This is a genomic window from Streptacidiphilus carbonis, assembly GCF_000787775.1.
Taxonomy (GTDB): Bacteria; Actinomycetota; Actinomycetes; order Streptomycetales; family Streptomycetaceae; genus Streptacidiphilus; species Streptacidiphilus carbonis.
The window spans coordinates 37,046-51,820 of sequence record NZ_BBPM01000041.1 but is presented as its reverse complement, the minus strand read 5'-3'; the positions used below and the strand labels follow the sequence as shown (position 1 = coordinate 51,820).

The 14,775-nt window shown below is 71.0% G+C and carries 17 protein-coding genes and 1 pseudogene; 9 read left to right on the top strand and 9 right to left on the bottom strand.

Annotated features, from left to right (window positions below; genetic code table 11):
- Positions 1 to 41: 41 nt before the first annotated feature.
- Positions 42 to 1,460, top strand: coding sequence for a sugar porter family MFS transporter (locus TR46_RS26760; protein ID WP_042405918.1), 1,419 nt, complete (start codon positions 42 to 44; stop codon positions 1,458 to 1,460).
- 90 nt (positions 1,461 to 1,550) lie between these two features.
- Positions 1,551 to 1,943 carry a hypothetical protein gene (locus TR46_RS26755; RefSeq protein WP_042405871.1) on the top strand — a complete coding sequence of 131 codons (393 nt, stop codon included), beginning with the start codon at positions 1,551 to 1,553 and terminating at the stop codon, positions 1,941 to 1,943.
- A gap of 164 nt (positions 1,944 to 2,107) precedes the next feature.
- Here the strand turns inward: TR46_RS26755 and TR46_RS26750 are convergent, their stop codons facing one another.
- The 6 genes from TR46_RS26750 to TR46_RS26725 all read right to left on the bottom strand — a co-directional run bounded on the left by TR46_RS26750 (position 2,108) and on the right by TR46_RS26725 (position 6,321).
- Positions 2,108 to 2,356 (bottom strand): hypothetical protein, encoded by a 249-nt coding sequence (locus tag TR46_RS26750; protein ID WP_042405870.1) that lies wholly within the window; start codon positions 2,354 to 2,356, stop codon positions 2,108 to 2,110.
- Positions 2,357 to 2,396: 40 nt separating this feature from the next.
- Positions 2,397 to 2,648: a hypothetical protein gene (locus TR46_RS26745; protein ID WP_042405869.1), complete on the bottom strand. Its 252-nt coding sequence runs from the start codon at positions 2,646 to 2,648 to the stop codon at positions 2,397 to 2,399.
- Between the two features lie 365 nt (positions 2,649 to 3,013).
- On the bottom strand, positions 3,014 to 3,916 hold the full coding sequence (locus tag TR46_RS26740; protein WP_042405868.1) for an alpha/beta fold hydrolase: 903 nt from the start codon (positions 3,914 to 3,916) through the stop codon (positions 3,014 to 3,016).
- A gap of 28 nt (positions 3,917 to 3,944) precedes the next feature.
- Complete coding sequence (locus TR46_RS26735; RefSeq protein WP_042405867.1) at positions 3,945 to 5,198, bottom strand: MFS transporter; 1,254 nt, start codon at positions 5,196 to 5,198, stop codon at positions 3,945 to 3,947.
- 14 nt (positions 5,199 to 5,212) lie between these two features.
- A complete protein-coding gene (locus tag TR46_RS42575; protein ID WP_042405866.1) occupies positions 5,213 to 5,791 on the bottom strand; it encodes a hypothetical protein in 579 nt (192 codons plus the stop codon).
- On the bottom strand, positions 5,788 to 6,321 hold the full coding sequence (locus tag TR46_RS26725) for an RNA polymerase sigma factor (protein ID WP_052433112.1): 534 nt from the start codon (positions 6,319 to 6,321) through the stop codon (positions 5,788 to 5,790). Before TR46_RS26725 ends, TR46_RS42575 begins: the two co-directional genes overlap by 4 nt.
- 236 nt (positions 6,322 to 6,557) lie before the next feature.
- On the opposite strand from TR46_RS26725, the gene TR46_RS38300 reads away from it, so the two are divergent.
- The gene (locus TR46_RS38300; protein ID WP_052433111.1) at positions 6,558 to 7,403 is read left to right on the top strand and encodes a peptidoglycan-binding protein; all 846 of its coding nucleotides are present in this window, start codon (positions 6,558 to 6,560) and stop codon (positions 7,401 to 7,403) included.
- Positions 7,404 to 7,446: 43 nt separating this feature from the next.
- On the opposite strand, the gene TR46_RS26715 is transcribed toward TR46_RS38300, so the two are convergent.
- Positions 7,447 to 8,133, bottom strand: coding sequence for a TetR/AcrR family transcriptional regulator (locus TR46_RS26715; RefSeq protein WP_042405864.1), 687 nt, complete (start codon positions 8,131 to 8,133; stop codon positions 7,447 to 7,449).
- Positions 8,134 to 8,310: 177 nt separating this feature from the next.
- Between TR46_RS26715 and TR46_RS26710 the strand changes: the two genes are divergently transcribed.
- The 4 genes and pseudogenes from TR46_RS26710 (at position 8,311) to TR46_RS41390 (ending at position 11,023) form a co-directional block, all read left to right on the top strand.
- A complete protein-coding gene (locus TR46_RS26710) occupies positions 8,311 to 9,222 on the top strand; it encodes an alpha/beta hydrolase (RefSeq protein ID WP_042405912.1) in 912 nt (303 codons plus the stop codon).
- A complete protein-coding gene (locus TR46_RS26705; protein ID WP_042405863.1) occupies positions 9,219 to 10,121 on the top strand; it encodes an alpha/beta fold hydrolase in 903 nt (300 codons plus the stop codon). The genes TR46_RS26710 and TR46_RS26705 overlap by 4 nt, the downstream gene beginning before the upstream one ends.
- A gap of 60 nt (positions 10,122 to 10,181) precedes the next feature.
- Entirely contained in the window at positions 10,182 to 10,913 is a 732-nt protein-coding gene (locus TR46_RS26700; protein ID WP_042405862.1) for a DUF7873 family protein, read from the top strand.
- A 21-nt stretch (positions 10,914 to 10,934) separates the two neighbouring features.
- Positions 10,935 to 11,023 (top strand): annotated as a pseudogene (locus TR46_RS41390).
- A 346-nt stretch (positions 11,024 to 11,369) separates the two neighbouring features.
- Here TR46_RS41390 and TR46_RS26695 read toward each other — a convergent pair.
- Positions 11,370 to 11,963 (bottom strand): Clp protease N-terminal domain-containing protein, encoded by a 594-nt coding sequence (locus TR46_RS26695; RefSeq protein ID WP_236655524.1) that lies wholly within the window; start codon positions 11,961 to 11,963, stop codon positions 11,370 to 11,372.
- 415 nt (positions 11,964 to 12,378) lie between these two features.
- Between TR46_RS26695 and TR46_RS43705 the strand changes: the two genes are divergently transcribed.
- The gene (locus tag TR46_RS43705; protein WP_236655523.1) at positions 12,379 to 12,942 is read left to right on the top strand and encodes an HAD domain-containing protein; all 564 of its coding nucleotides are present in this window, start codon (positions 12,379 to 12,381) and stop codon (positions 12,940 to 12,942) included.
- A gap of 17 nt (positions 12,943 to 12,959) precedes the next feature.
- Here TR46_RS43705 and TR46_RS39920 read toward each other — a convergent pair whose 3' ends face one another.
- Positions 12,960 to 13,637, bottom strand: coding sequence for a PadR family transcriptional regulator (locus TR46_RS39920; protein ID WP_084718948.1), 678 nt, complete (start codon positions 13,635 to 13,637; stop codon positions 12,960 to 12,962).
- A 161-nt stretch (positions 13,638 to 13,798) separates the two neighbouring features.
- Between TR46_RS39920 and TR46_RS26680 the strand changes: the two genes are divergently transcribed.
- Positions 13,799 to 14,752, top strand: a complete 954-nt coding sequence (locus tag TR46_RS26680) for a GNAT family N-acetyltransferase (protein ID WP_042405859.1) — start codon at positions 13,799 to 13,801, stop codon at positions 14,750 to 14,752.
- Positions 14,753 to 14,775 lie beyond the last annotated feature (23 nt).

Genomic DNA, 14,775 nt, shown 5'->3' with positions numbered 1-14,775 from the left:
GCGGCCGGTGCCGCGTCCCGCCGCACCCTCGGAGGCTTCCACTGACCAGTTCGGCGACATCACAGCAACCAGCCTCCCGCGAGGGCAGCCTCGGTCACGTCATCTTCATCGCCGCCGCAGCCGCGATGGGCGGCTTTCTGTTCGGTTACGACAGCTCCGTCATCAGCGGCGCGGTCACCGGCATCCAGCACCACTTCGGCGTGGGCAGCGGCGAGACCGCCCTGGTGGTCTCGGTCGCGCTGCTGGGTTCGGCCGCCGGTGCGATGGGCGCGGGCTGGCTGGCGGACCGGACGGGCCGCATCCGGGTGATGCAGATCGCGGCCGTCCTGTTCGCCATCAGCGGCGTCGGCTCGATGTTTCCGCCCAACATCTTCACCCTCGGCATCTGGCGCGTGGTCGGCGGTGTGGCCATCGGCATGGCCTCGGTCATCGCCCCCGCCTACATCGCCGAGGTCGCCCCGCCCGCCGTGCGCGGGCGGCTGGCCTCGTTCCAGCAGGGCGCGATCGTGCTCGGCATCTTCATCTCCCAGCTGGTCAACTACGCCCTCAACGAGGCCGCCGGCGGCAACCCCAACGACCACCTCGCGAGCATCCAGGCCTGGCAGTGGATGCTCGGCGTGGAGACCGTGCCGGCGCTGATCTACTTCCTGATGTCCTACGCCATCCCCGAGTCGCCGCGCTTCCTGATCTCCGTCGGCCGGATGGACCGGGCCCGCGCGGTGCTGCGCGACGTCGAGGGCCAGGACAGCGACCCGGACGCCCGGATCGCGGAGATCCAGCAGGTGATGGCCTCCGAGCACAAGTCCAGTCTGAGCGACCTGCTGGGCGGCCGGGCGGGGCTGCAGACGATCGTCTGGATCGGCATCGGCGCCTCGGTGTTCCAGCAGTTCGTCGGCATCAACGTCATCTTCTACTACTCCTCTCTGCTGTGGCAGTCGGTCGGCATCAACGCCAGCAACTCGCTGCTGATCAGCGTCTCCACCTCACTGGTCAACATCGTCGGTACGGTCATCGCGATCGCCCTGGTCGACCGGATCGGCCGCCGTCCGCTGGCCCTCACCGGCTCGGCCGGCATGGCCGTCGCCCTCGGCGTGGCGGCCTGGGCCTTCTCCTACCGCCACGGCACCGGCACCACGGCCACCCTCCCGAACACACAGGCCACGGTCGCCCTGGTCGCGGCCCACGTCTTCGTGCTCTGCTTCGCCTTCTCCTGGGGCGTGGTGGTCTGGGTCCTGCTCGGCGAGATGTTCCCCAACAAGATCCGCGCCCTGGCCCTCTCGGTGGCCGCAGCCGCCCAGTGGATCGCCAACTGGGCCATCACCGTCAGCTTCCCGACCATGTCCGACTGGAACCTGTCGGCGACCTACGTCATCTACGCCTGCTTCGCCCTGCTCTCCATCCCCTTCGTCTACTTCTTCATCAAGGAGACCAAGGGCCGCACCCTGGAGTCCATGGGCTGACGGCCCGGTCGCCCTGCGGCCCCACCAGGCTCCCTCTTCCGGCGGGGCCGGAGCCTTGCCGCGGGGCGCGGCTACTGCCATGCTCCGGGCGTGAACGAGGACAAGATCAGGAGCACGGCAGGGGGCCGGTGGGAAGGCCCGTTCTACTGCGTCCAAGGCGACGGCTTCGAGGCCCGGTTCGCGGTCGGGCCGGACGAGCTCCCCGATGACGTCTGCAATGTCGACGCCTGGATCCACCTTCCCGACGGCTCGGGCTGGACCGCGACGATCTTCACCCTCGCCGAAGTCGATCGCCTGATGCACCAGTGGAACGAGACCCGCGAGGCAGCCTCCTTCTGGTGCTCCGACGGCCTCATCGTCCGCGCCCCCGGCATCTCCGTGATGGTCGAGGCCATCGCCGAGATCGTCGACGCCGGAGAGGTCGAAGGAGCCTTCCAACGGATCACCGACACCCGACAAGCGGGCTGGGTCACGGAGAACTGAGTCACGCATCGTGCCCGGGATCAGGTACGGTGAGCGGCGTCCTCCCGGTGCGAAGGCTGCGGATTCATCTTGGAGTCGACCTGAAAAGGTCGGCAGTGAAGAGAACCCTGACCGCCGCCGTCCTGATCTCGGGAGCACCCGCGTCGAAAGGTGCCCGGCGGGGCTCAGAAGCGTGGGGCCTGCTGCGCCCGGGCGTCCGCGCGCAGCAGGCCCAGTAGGTACTCGCAGGCCGGCGACTCGGCGCGGAACCTTTGGAGCCAGGAGCAGCTGCCCCGGCCGAAGTGGTAGGCGATCCAGTCGGCCCCGTCGCGGTCCAGGCAGTAGGCGTTGTCCGGGAGTCCCCCGTCCAGGCTGTACGCGCTGCGCCGGATCCCCTCGGCCTCCAACAGCGCCCGAAGGTCATCTCGGTCCACTTCGACCTCCATGGTTCGCCCGGACGGGCGACATCGCAGGTCAGGCGGGCGACGGACCGGAGTTCTGGTCCACGGTCCGCGCGCTGTCGCCGAGGAACTGCACCTGGTCCAGCCGGACCCCGTACTCGTCGGCGACAGCGATCACGTCGTGCCTGGTCCGGACCACGGCCTCGGGCCCCACCGGGCGCTTCCGCGGGTCGTAGACCTGCATCACGACATGCTTCGGATCGGCCTCGCCCTCGACCTCGTCCCTGATCCACACCTGCGCGGTACGACCGCTCACGTCGTCCATGATCCGATCATCTGACGCCGCACAGCTCCCCGCGACCCAGCCCCATCGCCCTCCGGGCCGCCATCGCCCCTTGACGCGGGACGGGCACGGCCGGCGCACTCCTGTTCGGCCCCCGTCGGCACCGCCTCCCCGCACGGCGACTGCTCCTCGCGGACATAGGGCGATGTAGAGGATCGGGTTCAGCACGGCTTGTCGGTTCCTCGGTCCTGCACGCCTGGGACACCGCGGGCAGGTACTCCCTGCTCGCGGTGCCCTGCTCACCGCGTCCCCCGTCGGCACCGCCCTCGGCGGCCCGCTCACCACCGTCCCGGGCCCCCGTCAGGTACTGGCCGCCTCAGGCCTCGCGACCATCGCCCTCGCCGTCATCAGCGCAGCGGTCCGGCCGGCGGCGATGCGCCGTCTCCGGGGCCGCCACGCTCCAGCACGAACCCCCGAACCGCGGCCCCGAACCCCGCCGGCTCCTCCACCCACGGAAGATGGCCCGCTCCCTTGAGGACCACCCTGGACACCTCGGGCAGCGCGGCCTCCAACGAGTCCACGGCGTCACGCGGCCGCAGGTCCAACTCCCCGTCCACGATCAGGGTCGCCACCCGCAGCCCCGTGCAACGGGCGCGCAGCGCAGGGGTTCCCCAGTCGCGCCTGTTCTCGGCGTTGATCGCCGCACTGCACTCGAAGTTGACTCCGAACCAGGGAGTCGCCATGCGCTCGGCATGCGCGATGCACACGTCCGGGTCAGGGTCTGCGAAGTCCGTCGACCACTGCAGCACGCAGAGTTCACGGTCTTCCTCCCCACCGCGCGGCAGACCGTCGAGGAAGGTCCACCGCTCCAGCCGCTCACCGTCGAGCCGCTCCCAGAACCGCTCCCGGAACGCACCACGCCAACTGGCCGACGGATCGATCCCGATACCGGACACATAGACCAGCCGCTCCACCCGCTCGGGATACCGCAACGCGTACTCCAGGGCCAGTTGGGCACCCCAGGAATGGCCGAGCAGCGTCATCCGGTCCAGCCCGAAATGCCTGCGGACCGCGTCCAGATCAGCCACCGACTGCCCCACCGAGTACGGCCCGCACCGCTCCGACCGCCCGGCCCCGCGCTGATCCCACCGATACACGGCCACCCCGTCACCGAGCAGCAGCGCAGCAGCATCGCCGAGGGTGTCCCACAACCCGGGCCCGCCATGACAGAACACCACCGGTACCCCGTCCCCCGACCGCACCGCCCACAACCGAACACCGTCGTCGGCCAACACAGCAGCGTCATCCATGCCCGCCATTCTCCCGCGAGGGTGTGGTTCAGCGGGAGCGATCGTGCACGCTGGAGACGGCGGGAGGATGGGGGCTCGGCCGGGCTGCGTACTCCGTCGCCCGGACGGCGGGTACGGCCAGGACCGCCATGCTGCTCAAGGTCGCCCAGGCTGCGGCGGACCAGAGGACGGCAGCGGGACCGACGGCGAGAGCCAGCGGTCCGGCCGCCATGAGGCCGATCGGGCCGGCCGAGTAACTGCCCAACGTCTGGTATGAACTGACGCGTGCGAGCGCTGCCGCAGGCACCTGCTGCTGCAGGACCGTACCGGCGAAGGCAGCCGACAGGGCCGAGCCGATCCCGGCTGCCACCGCGCCCGCGGCAACGGCCGCGACCGGCGCCTGGATCGCCAACAGGGCGCACGGCAGCCCGTAGCCGAGCGTCGCAACGGTGGACCAGACCAGCGGGCGCCTGGGCCTGCGACCCAGGGCGATCAACCCGCCCCCGACCGCTCCCGCGCCGAACGCCGCCATGATCACGCCCCACGCCCCCGCGCCACCGAGGCGTTGGACCGACAGCACCGGCCCGAGCAGCAGGAACGGCCCCCACACGACCAGGTTGACGAAGGCGAACTGCACGGTGGTCGCCACCAGCCAGGGGCGGGATCGGAACTCCGTCCACCCCTCCCCCAGATCGCGAACAAGCGATCGCCCTGATACGGGATCACTGGCAGCGGCACCGCCAACGCGAAGGCGCCCCAGGGCCAGCGCGCTCACTCCGTACGACATGGCGTCCAGCGCGATGACGAGCGCCGGTCCGCTGACGCTGATCAGGAGCCCGGCCAGGGCCGGTCCTGCGATCGTGGTCGCCGACCGCGCGAGGCCGAACAGAGCGTTCGCGTCGCCGAGTTCATTGCGTGGGGTGATCTCGACGGTGAGCGCACTGAGAGCGGGGCGGAAGAAGCCCTCACCCGTTCCCCGGAACACTGCCAGCAGAACGAACAGCCAGATGTGCGGCCGCCCGAGGAACAGTGCGGCGGCCATGGCCACCTGCGCGGCGCAGCGGGTCGCGTCTGCGGCCAGCATCACCCGCCGCCGGCTGAACCGATCGGCAGCCACTCCGCCCAGCAGCATTACGGCGACCTGCGGCATTATCCCCGCTGCCATCACCCAACCCAGGCCGGTCGCATTACCACCCGCGCCCAGCACGGCGAACGCGGCCGCTGGGGTCGACATCGCCGTCCCCAGCAACGAGGTCGCATATCCGGCGTAGAAGGTGCGGAAGTCGCCTCCCCGGACCAGCATCCGAACGCCGGTCCTCACGGCCAGGGTTCGGCGTCGCGGGCCGCCCGTGCTCGCGACGCAGAGGGGCTGCTGTCCCGCCGTCCACCGAGCCCGGGAGAAGCGACCTCACCGCGCAGAGCCCGCAGCTCCCCGGCGGTGTCCACCGGATGGTCGAGCACCTCGCCGAGTCGCTGAGAAATCGCCTCGTCCAGTGAGGTGCCGCTGTCCCTGAGGATCCGGTCGGCCCGCTCGACCTGGCCGCCGATCCGGTCCAGCAACTGCCCGGCATCGAACGGCGTCCGCGTAAGCAAGGCGTGGCGCAGTTCGAACAGGACCTCACGGGCACACCGGATCTGATCGATCGCCGAATCGGCACCAGCTCCGCGCTGTTCCACGGCGCCGAGCAGCGACGCGAGCCCGTCGATGCGACCGACGGCGCCGATGCCGGCGCCGGACGGCGCGACCGGCAGCCCGGCACGCCTGCGGACGTCGGCCAGCCCGGCGTCGAAGTCGAATGTCGCGTCGGAGCATGCAATGAACCGGGCCCTGACCCTCCGGACCAACTCATCCGTCGCGTCGTACTCGTCGTCATGTCCGCCATCGCCGGCATTCATTCGGGCGCCCCTTCCTTTTCGCTGATCGACTCCCTGAGTGTTCGGCGGGCGCGGGCGAGGTTCTGCCGGACCGCCGGCTGCCCCATGCTGAGGCGGGCGGCGATCTCGGCGGTACTCCACCCCTCGTAGTGCAGCCCGAAGACCTCTCGCTGCCTGGCCGGCAACGCAGCCAGCATCGACAGCACCAACTCCTCCTCCCGATGCGCCTCGACCGCATCGCCGACGGACCCGGTTGCCGCAACCAGATCAGGGGGATCAGCCACCAGCACCAACAGCCCGTCCGCTCCCCTGCGCCCCCGCAGGTACGACCGCAACGCGACCGTCCGCAGCCAGGCCGGCCAGGCCCGCCCATCACGGATCCGGCCCCCCGCACGCAGCGCCGCGGCGAAGGCATCCTGCACCGCGTCAGTGGCTTCCGCCTCGCTCGCACCATGGCTCCGCACATGCCACACCAACGCCGACCGGTGCTGCCGGTAGAGCAGCACGAAACCGTCGTCATCCTGCACAGTCGGCATCCCTCCGTCGGTCACACCGCAGCTCCTACAGTCAGGTGCACGGAGCCGTCCGATCCGTGACATCACGACAGCAGCACGCGACGGATCGGGCGAAATTTGTCTATCTTGGCCCAGTTTCCGTAACAGTGTCGGTAATTGCCGAACTTCTGCGGGTCGGTACTGGATGACGCATTGGTTCTCCGAAACGCTGCATCCGGCGGGGCGGCGGTGGTGCCGTCCGGCTCGTTCTTCGAAGCCGGGAGGTTCGCAGTATGGGCGCACCGCAGTGGAAGCAGCTCGTCGACCACGTCATGTCCATCCCGGAACGGGTCTACGAGACCTGGGTGAGCGGCGACGGCTGGAACAACAGAACCCGGTTCGGCCAGGAGTACGGCGAGGACGGCGTGCCGTGGTGCGCCATTTTCGACTGGGACATGTTCAATGACGTGGGTCTGAGCGCGATCGTGCCGAAGGTCGACAGCGTGTCCGCGATCGCCGCCCATGCCAAGGCGCACGGGCAGTGGTCGGAGTACCCCAGCGTCGGGGCGGAGGTCGACTTCGGCGATGGGTCGCACACCGAGATCGTCGTCGGATTCGACCCGGTGAACGTCTACACCAAGGGCGGCAACAGCATTCAGAGCGGCGCCGGGGACAACGGTCAGGGCAACGGCGTCTGGAGCCACTCGCACGCCCGCGCCGACAGCTATGTGACCGGGTACTTCGCCCCGCGCTTCCCGGACGGGCAGTGCCCGCCGACCGCGGACCCGCGCGACTACCGCGGCGGCAAGGCGGTCGCCTCCTGGCGCTGGTCCAGCCCGTCGGGCCCGGCCGTCAGCGTCAGCCTCGCCAATGTCGTCGACTCCGCCCATCGGGACGGCCCGGCCCCGCAGGGCAGCGCCGCGCACCGCGCCGACGTGCTCCCGGTCGAGCAGGCGCTGGAGTCCGAGGGCCTGCTCCCGGCCCAGCGGGTCGACGGATCCTTCGGCACGGACACCGTGACGGCGTACGCGGCCTGGCAGCGCCGACTCGGCTTCAGCGGCGCCGATGCCAACGGGATCCCCGGCCAGAGCAGCCTGGCCGAGCTCGGAAGCAAACACGGCTTCACCGTCCACCAGTAGGCCGAGGACAGCACGCGCACCCGCAGCCGCAGCCGCACCACGGCTACCCGTCGGCGGCCTCCTCGCGTTCCAGCGCGCGCGCCAGGGCCTCGAAGCCGGCGTCGGCCCCGGCCGGGTAGCCCTCGCCGTCGCTGGTCGCGCGGTCCACGATGAAGCCCCGCAGGGTCGCCAGGATCATCTCGGCGACCTCGAGTTTCCGCTGGTCGGACCAGCCCTCCGGGCAGAGGGAGAGCAGTGACGGCAGATACTGCCTGGTCGCCCCCTGCCCGAGCTCCGCGTAGCGCACCGGGTCGTACATCGCCAGGCCGATGGCCTGGTCCAGTACCCGGCGCAGCCCGGTCTCCTCGCCCATCAGGATCGGCCAGATGGCGCGGACCCGGTCCGCCAGGGTCCGGGTCCGCGCATCCCCGGCTCCCCGGGCCGCGGCCAGCGCACTGTCGATCCGCCGTCCGCGCAGTTGGAAGACGGCCTGCTTGAGCAGGTCCTCCACTCCGTCGAAGTGGTACAGCAGCACCTTGTGCGTGGTTCCGGCCGACCGCGCGGCACGCCGTAGCGAGAAGTCGGCCAGGCCGTTCACCGCGAGGTCGTCGGTGACGCGTTCGAGCAGGTCCCGGCGCCTGGCCTCGCCCCGCCGCGATCCCGTCGAGCGCCGGTAGCCGACCGTCCCCTCCGCCTGGGATCCGGCCTCGGAATCGCCCTGGGCATCGGCGTGGCCATCGGCGTCGTCCATGGTCAGACGTCCTCTCGCTGTCGCTGCACAACCCGGTCGATGATGCCAGGTCGCCCGATCCAGCCGGGCAAGCCGCCCGACGATCCGGAGAAGTCCTGGCAAGAATGACCTGACACGATTGTGAGCCACGTGGTTCACTTTTAGCGAGGATGACTTCGAGACCACATGGAGGTCGGCATGACGGTGTCCGTGCGACGAGAGACAGTCCGTTTCGCCAGCGGCAGCACCGAATGCGCCGCGCTGCACTACCCGGGGACCAACGGCGGCTGCGTGATCATGGCCGGCGGGACGGCGGTCACCAAGGGGCCGGCCAGCGACCGGTTCGCACAGCGGTTCAACGCCGCCGGGTTCGCCGTCCTCGCCTTCGACTTCCGCCGTTTCGGCGGGAGCGGCGGCAGTCCCCGGCAGGTGGTCGACATCGGCGAACAGCTCGCAGACTGGCAGGCCGCGATCGGCTTCGCCGCCGCCCTGCCCGACGTCGACCCGGCCGCCGTCTCACTCTGGGGCTTCTCCCTGGCCGGCGGTGAGGTCTTCGAAGTGGCTGCGGCCAACCCGCAGTTGGCCTCGGTGATCGCGCAGACTCCGCTCGCCGACGGCCGGGCCGCGGCGCCCAACGCGCTGCGCAACATGACCCTGCCCGCGCTGCTGCGCCTCACCGGCCTGGCCGTCGCGGACGGACTCGGCGCGCTGATCGGCCGGGAGCCGCTGCTGGTGCCCGCCGCCGGCCATCGCGGCGAGGTCGCCTCGCTCACCACGCCCGACGCCATGGACGGCACCCGGGCCCTGGACCCCGACGGCGTCCACACCGACTGGGACCAGCGGGTGGCCGCACGCATTGCCCTCCAGGTCGGCTTCTACCGACCGGGGCTCAAGGCGGACCAGGTGACGTGCCCGCTGCTGGTGCTCGTCTGCGACCAGGACCAGAGCGTGCTCACCGAGCCCGGCGTCCAGGCGGCTGGGCGGGCCCCGCGCGGGGAGGTCGTCCGGGTGTCCGGACGGCACTACGCGCCGTTCCTGGAGTCGCACGAGCAGGCCGTCGAGGCCGAACTCTCCTTCCTGCTGCGGCATCTGCCGGAGCCGACAGCATGAGCACCGAGGGCAAGGAGAAGGCGAAAGAGAAGGATAGGGAGCTCGAACTCGAACTCTCCGCCGGGACGATCAGCTACCAGGACAGCGGTGGTGACGGTCCGACAGTCGTGCTGCTGCACGGAATGCTGATGGACGCCTCACTCTGGGAGGGCCCGGTTGCCGACCTGGCGGCCGACCACCGGTGCCTGCTGCCGACCCTGCCGTTCGGTGCGCACCGCCACCCGGTCCGCGCCGACGCCGACCTCTCCCTCCCCGGGATCGCCGCTCTGGTCGCCGAGTTCATGGACCGGCTCGACCTGCGGGACGTCACCCTGGTCGGCAGTGACACCGGTGGCGCTCTGGTCCAGTTGCTGATGTGCGACGGAAGCGCCCGGACCCGGGTGGGCCGGGCCGTACTGGCCTCCTGCGAGGCCTTCGACAATCTCCCGCCGGGGCTCACCGGCAGGACCCTCGCGCTCAGCGGCAGGCTGCCGCCCACGCTGTTCGGGCTGTTCATGCAGCAGATGCGGCTCCGGGCGCTGCGACGGCTCCCGGTCGCCTTCGGGCAACTCACCCTGCGGGGGGACGCCGCCACCGCCCGCTGGGTGCGGCCGGCCATGCGGCAGCCCGGGATCCGCAGGGACGCCGTGCGGATGCTGCGAGCGGTCATGGCGGACCGTCAGCTCCTGGTCAGGACGGCTGAATCGCTGCCCGGATTCGACCGCCCGGCGCTGGTGGTCTGGGCGGCCGAGGACCGGGTGATGCCGTCGGCGCACGGCCGGCGTCTGGCCGAACTGCTGCCACAGGGACGGCTGGTGGAGGTGGCGGACACCCGCACGCTGATCCCGTTGGACCAGCCGGCCGTCCTCGCCCGGCTGATCCGCGAGTTCATCGCCGGGAGCAGGGCCGGAGCCCGATAAATCCCGACTTCACCGAGCGATCTCCGTGCTAGCGTTCGACCCGGCCCGAAGGGAGCGAGCGTGACCAAGCTCAATCAGATCATCGCGGTGGAGAAGGGCGTCAAGTCCAAGTCCTTCGCCGACCTCACCCAAGCCCACCACGACGTGCAGAAGACCGCGCTCCTGGCCGGGATCTCGCGGACGTACCAGCCCAAGGACGAGGAGGGCGACCAGTTCCCGCCCGAGTCGACCCGGGTCCAGGTGAAGGCCGAGGACGTACTCAGGTCCACCGCCGCCACGCTGACCCGCCTCTTCGACGTCACCGCGACCAAGGACTGGGCCAACTGCACGGCCAAGGCCGACGTCGTCGTCGACGGCGACGTCATCGTCGAGGCCGCGCCGGTCAGCTACCTCCTGTTCCTGGAGAAGCAGTTGGTCGACCTGCACACCTTCGTCAAGAAGCTGCCGGTCCTGGACGCCTCGGAGGCCTGGTCGCGGGACGAGTCGACGGACTCCTGGCGCACCGAGCCGACCCGGACCATCCGCACCCGCAAGGTCATGCGGAACCACGTCAAGGCCGAGGCCACCGAGAAGCACCCGGCCCAGGTCGAGGTCTACACGGAGGACGTCGCCGTCGGCTACTGGACCACCGTCAAGTTCTCCGGCGCCCTGCCCGCGAAGCGGGTCAACGACCTGCTGGAGCGGGTGGAGAAGCTGCAGCAGGCGGTGAAGTACGCTCGTGAGGAAGCCAACGGCGCGGAGGTCAGCGACCGGCGCGTCGGCGGCAAGGTGTTCGGCTACCTCTTCGGGTAGCCCCATAGACCCCCGTCCTCGGGCGGGGTGCGCCAGGAGCGCAAGCTGAAACTGAAGCTTGTCGTGACCGACGCGGTCCAGTGGAGGTTCGACTCCTCCCCCCGGCACCAGCGGGCCGGGGTAGCCCAAGCAGGCAGAGGCAGCCGCGATCAATCTCAGACTCTCGCTCCAGATTCAGCATTCGCCGCCGAGCGCCAGGTCGAACGAGTGCGGACGACCATCGTCGGATGCCGGTTCAAGTCCGGCCCCCTGCTCCATCCTGCAGGGGTAGTTCAAAGGCAGAACACGGCGATTTGAGAATGATCCGCAGCTCTTAAACGTGCTGGCGCAAGCAATTGGGTGGCATCACCAGAGGCCCGGGAGATGGATACCGCTCCCGGGTCTCGCCACGTCCCGGCTTCCGCCCCCGGCCCCCTTCCCCCACCTGCCCCCGTCTCCCCGCTGCCCCGTCCCCGCTCAGCGCCGGCGGGCCCGCTCCGCCACCGCGGCAGGGTCGGCGCCGGCCCCCTTGAGCATCTTGGCCGCCCGGCTGGCCGGGTCCGAGGCGAGTTCGGCGAGCAGGTCCAGCGGATCCGCCTCGGCGGCGTCCCGCAGCAGCGCGGCGACCCGGCAGCGGCCGACAGCCGCCGCGGCGGCGTCGCTGAGTCCCGGCGGCAGCGGCAGTGCGAGCCGCTGCCTGGATATGCCGGACCCTTCGTCGGCGCTCTCACCCTCTCCCTGCTGCCAGTGGCGCCCGAACCCGATGCTCCGCTGGGCCAGATACCCCATCAGTCTGGTTGCCTGGGTGGGCGAAGGGGCCGCCAGGCCGAGCGCGTGCTCGTCGCTCTCCAGCAGGGCGTGCAGCAGGTGCCCGCTGTCGATCTCGCCGTCGCCCGCGCGGACGGCCCGTCGGCGGGCACGCGCCAGCACCGGCGCGAGCGCGCCCGCGGATTCGGGGCGCGGGCGTGCATGCTCGGCACCGGACAGATCGTCAGCACCGTGGGGGTCTCCAGGGTTCTGGAGGTCTTCGGGGCTGTGCAGATCCGCGGCACCGTAGAGGTCAGGAAACACGTGGTCCACCACATCGTCGGCAGGGGACGGGGCAGAAGCATCGGCGCCCGTCGGCCGGTCGCCACGACGAAGTCTGCTGCGCAGCGTGAGCAACAGTCAACCCACAGATACGATGGTCCCAAAGACCTCGCCCGGTTTCAGGCGACCCGCGCGGAATGCACCACCCCCCTGGGCCGCCCTCAACTGCCGTGTTCCGCAAGTACGCCACCCCTCGCGCCGCCATTCGCCATCCGGCGCGCGGTTGCACGGCCAGGCGCGCGACAGCACCCCGCGCCCCCGGTCGACCGCAACCACAACGGCCCACGGCACGTCGGACACCACAGCGGTCACAGCCGTGCCGCAGCGGTCACACCCGACCGCGCCGCCGCCGCTCCCGGAGCCCTCCATCGATCCCCTGCCAGCCGATCCCCTGCCGGTGCCGCGCCGCACCGGCAGCACCCCCACCGGCGGCGCCCTGACCGGCAGCAAGCCACCCGGCAGCGCGCCACCCCGCAGCGCCCCAGCCGGTGTCCGGACCCGTGCCGACAAGCCGCTGCTGTACCTGGACGTCGACGGCGTGCTCAACCCCGTCTGCCCGCGCCCCGAGGGCGACTTCACCATCTACCGGATCCAGGGCAGCACCGTGCTGATATCCGCCCGGCACGGCACCTGGCTCCGCGAGCTCGCGGAGGTCTACCAACTGGTCTGGGCCAGCACCTGGGAGGCGTACGCCAATCTCTGCATCGCGCCGCTGCTGCACCTGCCCGAGCTGCCGTTCGTCCCGGTGGGGCGCAGGGCGGGCGGGGACTGGCTGCCGATCGTCCGGCATGCCGCGGGCCGGCCCTTCGCCTGGGTGGACGACCTCATCCCGGAGGCGGTGCTCAGGGACAGCAGGGCCCGGGCCGACCGGCTGTTGCTTCCGGTCGACCCGGGCCAGGGTCTGCGCCGCTCCCATGTGGACCGGCTGTTGCGCGAACCCCCGATCCGCCCCGTGGTGTAGCCGGGGCGGTCACCGGGTCATGCCTCCTCGGCGAGGATCAGGTAGAGCTTCTTGCGGGCGTCGGCCAGCACGGCGAGCGCCTTGGTGCGCTGCTCGGGGCTGCCGGTGATGACCACCTGCCGCAGTGCGTCCCGCACCGCCCCCTCTGCCTGGCCGAACTCCCTGAAGACCTGCCAGTGCTCGCCCTGGCCGGCCTGGTCCCACGGGGCCTCCGGGCCGTTGTCGGCCTCGGCCCGACCGGTGTCGGTGAGCTGGAACAGCTTCTTGCCGCCGGTCTCCTCACTGCTGATCAGCCCCTCCTCCTCCAGCATCTGGAGAGTGGGGTAGACCGATCCGGGGCTGGGCTTCCAGCCGCCGCCCGAGCGCTCCGCGATCTCGCGGATCATCTCGTAGCCGTGCATCGGCCGCTCCTTGAGCAGCGCCAGCAGCGAGGCGCGGACGTCGCCGCGCCGGGCCCGGCCGCCATGACGGCCGCCGCGCCCACCAGGACCACCGCCCCGGAACGGACCGAAACCGGGTCCGGGTCCGAACGGCCCCGGACCGAATCCGGGCTCTCCGCGGGGCGGGCCGAACCCGCCGAACGCCTGCCGGAACTCGGCGCGCGGACCGCGCCCCCGGTGACCGTGTTCTCCGCGCCCGCCCCGGCCGGGTCGGCCCCCGGGCTGCGCGTCTTCGAATGGAATTCCTGTACGCATGATCTTCGTCCTTTCATGAACGAGTTCTATCGAGTGGTCTCGATGCCTCAACGATATATCGGTAGTAGTCGTTCGGCAAGCCCGACCGTCAAGATCTTTGCCGACGGGGGTCCCGGAAAGCGGTTCGACGGCGGTACCGGGTCCTGGCACAGTGACCCCTCATGACGAATGTCGAGCTTCTGACCGCCGCGGACATCCGGCTCATGCAGGGCATGGCGCAGCGGGTGACCGCCGCCCGCCCGGACCTGGTGAACGCCGACGCGTCGTACGGCGAGCTGGCCTGGAACTGGGGCAAGGGGCATGCCGCGCAGGGCGCGAGCTGGCCGCGTCGGCTGTGGTTCTCCGAAGGGGACCTGGTGGCCTGGGCGTGGGCCCAGATGCCGCGTCAGGTGCGGCGGAGCGACGGGTCGGTGAGGGACGTCACCGGCGCCTACCTGGCATACCAGGTCCATCCCGACCACGCCGCGCTGGTGGACGAGGTGATCGACTGGTTCGACGACCTGGCCGCGGGCCTCGAACGCACCGTACTGCCCAGCGCCGCCGACGAGTTCGGCCTGCGGCGGTGGTCGGCGCACGGCTACGGCGACGACCCGGAGGCGCTCGGCGACGACGGGGAGTGGACCCAGCTCAACGAGCGGGACCTGGTCGAGGTGGAGCAGCCGGTGCAGCCGGACGGGTTCCGGTTCCGCAACGCCGACGAAGCCGGTCCTGAGGCCGTGGTCCAGGCCCACCTGGCCGCCTGGGCCCCCTCGCCGTACTCGGCCGAGGCCTACCAGGGCGTCCGGCAGTCGCCGCCGTACCGCGGCGACCAGCACCTGCTGGTGGAGGCGCCGGACGGGACGATGGCCTGCTCCACGATCATGTGGCTCGACGAGGTGAACAAGACCGCCGAGTTCGAGCCGGTCGGGACGCATCCGGACTACCGGCGCCGGGGGCTGGCCCGGGCGATGTTGCTGCACGGGATGCAGCTGGCGCGGGCTGCCGGGGCCACCCACATGACGGTCGCCTGCCTTGGGGCACCGGGTCACCCCGCCGCGCGCGGGCTCTACTACGGCCTCGGGTTCCGGCCGTTCTCCCGGGACGCGCCGCGGATCAAGGCCAGGACGGCGGGCTGAGGGCGCCTGCCCCCGGCCCGCCG

Coding starts and splice junctions, on each gene's coding strand:
- TR46_RS26745 (WP_042405869.1), bottom strand. CDS start 2,648: ATGGACGACGTGAGCGGTCGTACCGCGCAGGTGTGGATCAGGGACGAG.
- TR46_RS26740 (WP_042405868.1), bottom strand. CDS start 3,916: ATGGATGACGCTGCTGTGTTGGCCGACGACGGTGTTCGGTTGTGGGCG.
- TR46_RS26735 (WP_042405867.1), bottom strand. CDS start 5,198: ATGCTGGTCCGGGGAGGCGACTTCCGCACCTTCTACGCCGGATATGCG.
- TR46_RS42575 (WP_042405866.1), bottom strand. CDS start 5,791: ATGAATGCCGGCGATGGCGGACATGACGACGAGTACGACGCGACGGAT.
- TR46_RS38300 (WP_052433111.1), top strand. CDS start 6,558: ATGGGCGCACCGCAGTGGAAGCAGCTCGTCGACCACGTCATGTCCATC.
- TR46_RS26715 (WP_042405864.1), bottom strand. CDS start 8,133: ATGGACGACGCCGATGGCCACGCCGATGCCCAGGGCGATTCCGAGGCC.
- TR46_RS26710 (WP_042405912.1), top strand. CDS start 8,311: ATGACGGTGTCCGTGCGACGAGAGACAGTCCGTTTCGCCAGCGGCAGC.
- TR46_RS26705 (WP_042405863.1), top strand. CDS start 9,219: ATGAGCACCGAGGGCAAGGAGAAGGCGAAAGAGAAGGATAGGGAGCTC.
- TR46_RS39920 (WP_084718948.1), bottom strand. CDS start 13,637: ATGCGTACAGGAATTCCATTCGAAGACGCGCAGCCCGGGGGCCGACCC.
- TR46_RS26680 (WP_042405859.1), top strand. CDS start 13,799: ATGACGAATGTCGAGCTTCTGACCGCCGCGGACATCCGGCTCATGCAG.